Annotated in this window: 8 protein-coding genes; 3 read left to right on the top strand and 5 right to left on the bottom strand. The window is 64.1% G+C overall.

Annotation, left to right across the window (positions count from 1 at the left end):
• Positions 1-1,238, top strand: a 1,238-nt coding sequence (locus tag Q8P38_07305) for a DUF222 domain-containing protein (protein MDP4014401.1), incomplete at its 5' end; no start/stop codon positions are given.
• Positions 1,239-1,359: 121 nt separating this feature from the next.
• On the opposite strand, the gene Q8P38_07300 is transcribed toward Q8P38_07305, so the two are convergent.
• Positions 1,360-1,998, bottom strand: a complete 639-nt coding sequence (locus tag Q8P38_07300) for a DUF3159 domain-containing protein (GenBank protein MDP4014400.1) — start codon at positions 1,996-1,998, stop codon at positions 1,360-1,362.
• Between the two features lie 41 nt (positions 1,999-2,039).
• Positions 2,040-2,423 (bottom strand): OB-fold nucleic acid binding domain-containing protein, encoded by a 384-nt coding sequence (locus tag Q8P38_07295; GenBank protein ID MDP4014399.1) that lies wholly within the window; start codon positions 2,421-2,423, stop codon positions 2,040-2,042.
• Between the two features lie 52 nt (positions 2,424-2,475).
• On the opposite strand from Q8P38_07295, the gene Q8P38_07290 reads away from it, so the two are divergent.
• Positions 2,476-3,270: an alpha/beta hydrolase gene (locus tag Q8P38_07290; GenBank protein ID MDP4014398.1), complete on the top strand. Its 795-nt coding sequence runs from the start codon at positions 2,476-2,478 to the stop codon at positions 3,268-3,270.
• Here the strand turns inward: Q8P38_07290 and Q8P38_07285 are convergent.
• Positions 3,188-3,880: a TrkA family potassium uptake protein gene (locus Q8P38_07285; protein MDP4014397.1), complete on the bottom strand. Its 693-nt coding sequence runs from the start codon at positions 3,878-3,880 to the stop codon at positions 3,188-3,190. The genes Q8P38_07290 and Q8P38_07285 overlap by 83 nt on opposite strands.
• Positions 3,877-4,545: a TrkA family potassium uptake protein gene (locus tag Q8P38_07280; GenBank protein ID MDP4014396.1), complete on the bottom strand. Its 669-nt coding sequence runs from the start codon at positions 4,543-4,545 to the stop codon at positions 3,877-3,879. Before Q8P38_07280 ends, Q8P38_07285 begins: the two co-directional genes overlap by 4 nt.
• 88 nt (positions 4,546-4,633) lie before the next feature.
• Here Q8P38_07280 and Q8P38_07275 point away from each other — a divergent pair, with 88 nt between their 5' ends.
• A complete protein-coding gene (locus tag Q8P38_07275; GenBank protein ID MDP4014395.1) occupies positions 4,634-6,637 on the top strand; it encodes an APC family permease in 2,004 nt (667 codons plus the stop codon).
• Positions 6,638-6,657: 20 nt separating this feature from the next.
• On the opposite strand, the gene Q8P38_07270 is transcribed toward Q8P38_07275, so the two are convergent.
• Entirely contained in the window at positions 6,658-7,581 is a 924-nt protein-coding gene (locus Q8P38_07270; protein ID MDP4014394.1) for an alpha/beta hydrolase, read from the bottom strand.
• Positions 7,582-7,721 lie beyond the last annotated feature (140 nt).

Raw genomic sequence — 7,721 nt, 5'->3', positions numbered from 1 at the left:
GGCTTCCCGGTTCGCCGTGCGCGTGTCAGGTTGTGCTGTTGGCCGCTTGGGAAGCTGTGGCTTCGTGGGTGTCAGCCCAACAAGCCCAAGGCCTTGTGACCGCGGCGGGACCCGAAACAGTCATCGTGCCGCCAGTGGGTGCGGCGCCTGAGATTACTGACCCGGCTCGTGAAGAGATCGCGGCGGCGTTGCATTTGTCCCCTGGTAGCGCCGCGAATCGCATCCACGCGGCGCGGGAGTTGACCGCTCACCCCGATCTGTTGGGTTTGGTGTCGCGGGGACAGTTACCGGGATTGTCGGCGCGGCTGCTCCTATCGGATGTGGCGAATCTGGACGCTGAGTCCGCCTTGGGGGTGACCGCCGCTGTTGCTGGGCGGGTCCAGAAGCGGTGGCTGGCTGGTTCCAGGGTGTGGACTTGCGCGGAGGTGCGCCGCACCGCGAAGGGGATCAAACACAATCTCGCGCCGCCGTTGCTGGAGGAGGCCCGCTTGAGGGCCCGCCAAACCCGCCGCGTGGAGTTACGCGATGAACAAGATGGCATGTGTGAACTACTCGCCCTACTGCCCCAGGAGGATGGGGGCAGGATCTGGCGGCGCCTGACCGCGATCGCCAAGGGCATGTCCGATGATGGCACAGGGCGTCGCATAGATCAGATCCGCGCCGACACCCTCACCGACCTCATCCTGGACAATCCCACAGGCTCCGCCACTGGCGCCGCCGCAGCCACTGGTGTTGAGGTCAACGTCGTCGTTGGCTTGGACACGCTACTGGGACTGGCCGAGGACCCGGGTGATGTGACTGGTTTGGGTCCTGTCCCGGCCGCCGTGGCTCGTGAGCTGGCCGCCGATGGTACGTGGAGGGCCTGGGTCAGGGATGCGGCGTCGTCGACCGTGATCTCCACTGGTTCTGCCACCTATACCCCGGGTGCGGCGTTGGCTCGGTTGGTTCGGGCCCGCGAACCGTATTGCCGCCATCCTGGCTGTCGCCGCCAGTCCCAGGCTTGCGATCTTGATCACGCCGTCGCGTGGCCCAAGGGAGCTACCACAGCGCAGAACTTAGGGCCGTTGTGCCGGAGGCATCACAACATCAAGACGCACCACGGCTGGGACCTAGACCCGGGCCTTGACCCAGACCCCAAGACAGGACAAGGCGGCAACGAGGCAGCGGCCGGATGGACATGGCGAACACCAGCAGGCATCACCATCACCGACAAACCCCCACCGCCACTACTGGAGTAGCCGGGGCGGGAGTAGCCCGGGCGGAAGTCCCAGGCCGCGCCCCTCCCCCTTCCCGCTTCGCGGGTGGGGGGACCCCCACTCAAATCCGAAGAGCCGTATTGATCCCCGAGACGAGTGGGCGTCAATCGTCCGTTTGGGAAGTCGCGCGCCCGCCCGGTAGGACGCCTCTAAGAATCCTGTAGCTGAGGTAGGCCGCGAACAAGTACAGCGGCCATCCCATGACAAGCTTGGCCACGCCCAAGGCTCCGACCATCCCGGCGAGGAACAGCGGTACCTGCACGACCAGTCGAAGCCCGAACATGGCCGCCCACAGCCACGTCGCCGCTCCGGCCGCTCGTAGGGATGCGGGGTCATCGCGCCAGGACGTGAGATCCTGCGTCAACGCACCGGCGGCGTATCCGAGCAGCGGCCTGTTCACCAGAGCCGATCCGGCGAATGCGGCGCCGTAGACGGCGTTGACTAGCAAACCGGGCAGGAAGAAGTCCTCCGCGCGACCCGTCCTAGCGGCCAAGAAGGCCGATATCGCTACTCCGCAGAAGCCGACGAATATCTGCTGCAGGGGCTCCCGGCGCACGCTCCGGACGATCACAACCACAACGCCCGCACCCAGGGCTGCCCAGACCGACGGCATGAGCTCCGAGCCAGTGGCCAGGTAGACCACGACGAAGACAGCGGTCGGCAGGCCGGAGTCAAGCAGCCCCCGGCGCCCGCCTATCCCGTTGACGATCGACTCGGAAACAAGCGATGCGCCTCCCGTCACGGCCCCAGTCGGAATTGCCGGATCTTGTGGCACTTGGTCGGTCACGTCTTGCCGCGAGGCAGCAACTCGTACTTGGGGTTGAAGATCGTGCGCATGTCACCGTCACACGTAATACGCCCGTGGACAGTGATGCCGCGTCCAGTACTGATTCCCGCGATGCGCCGCCTCCCAAGCCACACGGCGGTCAGGTAGCCGGTTCCGTCATAGATGACCGCCTCGGTCGCCGGAACTCCTGCCCTTGGCTGCAGGGTTACGGAGTGCAGGATCCCTGAGACCGTCACAACCTCGCCCCGGACGCAAGTCTCGATGTACGTAGCGCCAGCCCCCGCGGCGCCTTCGCGCAACTCCTCTGCCTCCGCGTGAGCATGCGACGACATCGCCGCGAGAGTCCGACGAATCGCGTGAGGCGTTCTCAGCAGTGACACGGTTCAAGGCTACAACGGCTTCTCAGTGCCCGGCGTCACAACGAGTGGGACCATGAGTGGGATGACGAACCGGTTGGATGGCGCGCGCCTGGAGGACTGCCTGGCAGTGTTGATCCACGGAGCGGGTTCAGATTCGGGCTTCATGTCGCGTGCGTTCCCGCGCGAAGATCTCGGCGTCGCACGCTGCCTGTATCTGGATGACCGCTCGGGGCGAGTTTCCGACATCGCGGCGAAGCTGGACGAGGTGGCACGCGGCGCTGATGACCCGGTTGTGCTCGTGGGGGTGTCCCTAGGTGCCCACGCGGCCGCCACCAGCCTGGCCAGGGGTCTCGATGTCGCGGGGGCCGTGTTGTGCATGCCAGCTTGGACTGGTCCGGCATCTGGGGCAGCGGACATGACCGCGGCCGCAGCGGAGGCCGTGTCTGTTCTGGGCATTGCCGCAGTGCTGGGCGAGCTCGACCCTTCGGACTGGGTGACGCGCGAGCTGACACGATCCTGGAATGGACGCGGAAGTGAAGATCTCGCGGCCGAGCTCCGGCGTGCCGCGGTTCAGCCGGCACCGCGTCGCCAGGCTCTGGAGCGGATACACGTTCCCACCGGCGTCATAGCTCTGAGTGGGGACCCGATGCACCCTGTTTCAGTCGCGGCTGCGTGGACCAGCGTCATTCCTGGGGCCGCCATGGAGGTTGTGTCACGGGATCGCCCGGCCGAGTCCGTCAGTTGCTTCGGTACGGCTGCCCGGTCGGCTCTGATGCGCGCCAGCGTCATTCCATCTCGGCCGGAGGTCGCGGCGCATGCCCGGGTGCGAGCAACTCCTGGAGCGCGCGCTCCTGGGCGGAGTTGCTGACGAAGAGGAGTTCGTCGCCGGCTTCCAACGGGTCGTCGGGGCTGGGGGTAATCACGTGCGGACCCCGAATGATCGCGACGAGAGCGGTGTCCGCGGGCCAGGCGGCGTCGCCCACGCGGGTACCGACTACTTCCGAGTCGATCGGGAGTGTCAGCTCGACGAGGTTCGCCTCGCCCTGGCGGAAGGAGAAGAGTCGAACAAGATCGCCAACAGTCACGGCCTCCTCGACAAGGGCGGAAAGCATCCTGGGTGTGGATACCGCGACGTCGACACCCCAGGACGCGTCGAACAACCACTCGTTCTTGGGGTGATTCACGCGAGCCACGACCCGTGGGACGCCGTACTCTGTCTTGGCGAGCAGCGCCACGACAAGATTCACCTTGTCGTCTCCCGTGGCGGCAACGACCACTTGGCACGAGGAGAGGTTCGCCTCGTCCAGGCTCGTTATCTCGCACGCGTCGGCTTGCAGGATCTCGGCCCCGCGAACGGAGGAAGCCGGCCCGATCGCGCCTGGGTCATGGTCGATCATCAGAGCCTCATGGCCATTGCCGATGAGCTCGCGGGCGATGCTGCGGCCAACGTTTCCAGCGCCCGCGATCGCTACCCTCATGACTCCTCCTCTTGCGGCGGCGCGAGCAGTAGGGCCTCGATGGCATCCCTTTCCTCGGCGCGCATTATCAGGTGCAGCACATCGCCTTCCTGTAGAACTGTGTCCGGTTCGGGCAGTAACGCCTCCCCGAAGCGAGTGATTAGTGCGATCCGGGAGCCGGTTGCCTCGCCGATCCACCGTATGCGGTGCCCTATCCAGCCCTCATTGATCGAGACCTGCGCCAGCATCGCCACACCGCTTGGGTCGCGCCATTCCTCAGACGCTCCTCGGGGGAACATGCGGCGCAGCATCTGGCCGGTCGACCATGCCACGGTTGCGACTGTGGGGATGCCGAGCCGCTCGTAGATTTCCGCCCGCTTGGGATCATAGATCCGAGCTACGACATTCTGGACGCTGAAAGTCTCGCGGGCAACGCGCGCTGCCACGATGTTGGAGTTGTCGCCACTGCTGACGGCAGCGAATGCGTGGGCCCGTTCGATACCAGCTTCCCTAAGAGTGTCCCGGTCGAATCCGATTCCAACTACGGTCTGCCCCTGGAAGTGGGGACCCAGTCGTCGGAACGAAGCGGCGTTTTGGTCCACGACAGCGACGGAGTGTCCTTCGGTCTCCAGGCGAACAGCCAGAGACGCTCCGACCCGGCCACAGCCCATGATTACCACATGCACTTGACATAGCCCTTCATGTTGACTGTTCGAACGCTACACCGGCCAATACCGTAGCGCCGTGGCTTCCTGGGCCATAGCATGATCCATCGTGCCCCTGCGTGAATTCGCCAAGCGCCTGATGGTCGGTCGGGCGCTGCGAAGCGAGCTTCTTGGACAGACCCTACTGAGCAAGCGAATCGCACTGCCGGTCTTCGCTTCCGATGCGCTGTCCAGCAACGCGTACGCGACCCAGGAAATCCTGCTTGTTCTCGCCCTTGGTGGAGCGTCGTTCTACTCGTTCGGACCCTGGATCGCCGCTGCGGTCATCGTGGTCTACTTCGTCGTCATCGCCTCCTACAGGCAGAACGTGCGTGCGTACCCCTCCGGCGGCGGCGACTACGAGGTCGTTAGCAAGAACCTTGGTCAACGGCCCGGCGTGCTGGTGGCGGCTGCGCTGCTCATCGACTACGTGCTCACGGTGGCTGTGTCGATGTCGGCGGCCATCGCCAACCTGGGCTCTGTGTCGGAATTCGTCGCATCCAACGCGGTTCTGGTCACAGCGGGGACGATCTTCGCGATAAGTCTCATCAATCTGCGGGGCGTGCGCGAGTCGGGCGCCTTGTTCGCTTTGCCGAGCTACTTGTTCATGTTGGCGATCGCCACCATGGTGGGCTTCGCGATCTTCCGCACGGTCACCGATGAGCCGATGGTCGCCGAGAGCGCGGGATGGGAAGTTCAAGCCGAAGGGTCCTTCCTGGGGGTTGCCCTGGTGTTCCTGGTGGCCAGGGCTTTCGCGTCCGGAACAACGGCGCTGACCGGCATCGAGGCCATAGCCAACGGGGTTCCGGCCTTCCGCAAGCCCAAGAGCCGGAACGCCGCGACAGTGTTGCTGCTATTGGGCGTGATTTCGATGTCGATGTTCGCCGCGATCACGTGGCTGGCTCTGAAGACACAGGTGCATGTCGCGGAGAAGCCGGAGGATCTCATCGGATTGCCCTCCGGTCAGGCGCAGAAGACCGTCGTGGTGCAGATCGCCGAAGCCGTCTTCCCGTACGCACCGATAATCGTGGTGTTCATTTCCGCGGCGACGGCCTTGATCCTGGCCTTAGCCGCGAACACGGCCTTCAACGGGTTTCCCGTCCTGGGGTCCGTACTCGCACGAGATGGGTACTTGCCAAGGCAACTTCACACGCGTGGGGACAGGCTGGCGTTCAGCAACGGGATACTGCTGCTCGCCCTGATGGCAGCGGTGCTGGTGGCCGCATTCCACGCGAATGTGAACTCACTGATTCAGCTCTACATCATCGGTGTCTTCGTGTCGTTCACGCTGAGCCAGATCGGGATGCTGCGTCACTGGACTCGGTTACTGAACGCGCCGGTCCGCCCAGCGAATGCGGGCTCGATGCGCCGGGCCCGGGTGATCAACTCGATCGGGGCCGTGGTGACCGGCTCGGTACTGGCGATCGTGCTGGTCACCAAGTTCGCGCGCGGCGGGTGGATAGTCTGCGTCGCGATTCCCCTGTTGTACCTGATGATGCGCAGCATCCGTCGCCACTATGAGCAGATAAGTGACGAGCTGGCTATTGGCTCCTTAGATGGCAAGGTGACATTGCCATCGGGCGTGATCGCCGTGGTCCTGGTCTCGAAAATCCACAAGCCGACGATGCGCGCGCTGTCATACGCGCGCGCGAGCCGCCCGTCTTCACTGGAGGCGATCACCGTCTGCGTGGATTCGGACGACACTGATCGATTGGCTCGCGAGTGGGAGCGCCGGGACATCCCAGTTCCCCTGAGGATTCTCAATTCGCCCTATCGTGAGGTCACGCGGCCTGTCGTTGACTATGTACGAGATCTGCGGCGTTCGTGTCCGCGTGACCTTGTGGCCGTTTACATCCCCCAATACCTGGTGGGGCACTGGTGGGAGCACCTGCTGCACAACCAGTCGGCGATCCGGCTGCGCACCAGGCTCATGTTCACCAAGGGGGTCGTCCTGGTGACGGTTCCGTGGCAGCTTGACTCGTCGAGAGATCTTCCTCCGCGAGCCGAAATCAACGCACCCGGGTTGATGCGCCTGGAGCAAGTGCCCGAGAACGACCGTCGGCGCCGCTCCTGAGAGACGGCTCGCGTCTTGGATCAGGCTGGCGCCTGCGCCTTCTTGCGCGGAGTCGGTTTCTTCGGCTCGTTGGCGCGGAGCTTGTTGATGAACTCCAGGACGCGATCATCACAGCGGTCGGGTTCATCGACCGGGAGGGTGTGACCGCACTTCTCGAACACCTCGAACTCGACGTCGGGAAGTAGCGAAGCCATCTCCCGTTGCAGCGGCAATGGCGTGAGCATGTCCCGGCCACCGGATATTTGCAGCACGGGGACCTGACACGTGCGCAGGATGTCGCGCGCGGAGTGCATCTGCATGCCACGGAACATCTGTATGACGAGCAGAGGGTCGAGTTCGGACACGTTGGTGAAGTACTCGCCGACAAGGTCGGACGGTGCTTGACGACTGATGGCCATCATCAGCTTGGAGAACTTCACGATGGCACGAGTGTCGAAGCCTGTGGCGCGCCAGACCGCGCGGACAGCGGATGGTGTATAGCGCCACGAGAACTCAAACGCGTCAAGCAGCAAAGCTCCGATCGGTGTCATGTAGAGGTGGTCAAGCGGGTACTCGAAGGGTCCGGCGAGCGCCACCAGTGCCCTGGTCCCCTCAGGGCGCTGGCGGTAGGCCTCGAAGATGGTCTGAACTCCCATCGAGTGCCCGATCAGAATGGGGTTCGTAACGCCGAAGTGGTCTGCGACCGCCCACAGATCCCTGGCGTGGCATGGGACTCCAACCTCGTTGGGGTTGCCCGGACGCCCGGAACGCTTGTGTCCGCGGTAGTCGAAGAAGATCACCTGGCAGCCATTCTCAACCAGGAACGGAGCCATGTAGGTCCAGTAGGTGTCGCTGCAGCAGATACCGTTGGACAGAACCACGGGAGTTCCCTCGCCCCAGGTAGCGCACGCGATCCTTGTGTCGTCATACGACTTGATGCGTTCGAAGTTTCCTGTCAGTGCCATCTCGACCTCCACGACGAGGGTTGTGCGAACTCATGCCGCCCGCTCGGTGGCAAGTGTGTCGCATTTGGTCGCGCGAAGTCGGGTGATGGCAGTGGCTCTTCGCCCGGGGCTAGAATCGCGGGTATCTCGACGCCAAGATA

The sequence above is a fragment of the Candidatus Nanopelagicales bacterium genome (assembly GCA_030700225.1).
In the GTDB taxonomy this organism is placed as follows: Bacteria; Actinomycetota; Actinomycetes; order S36-B12.
This window is presented reverse-complemented; position numbering and strand designations above follow the sequence as displayed.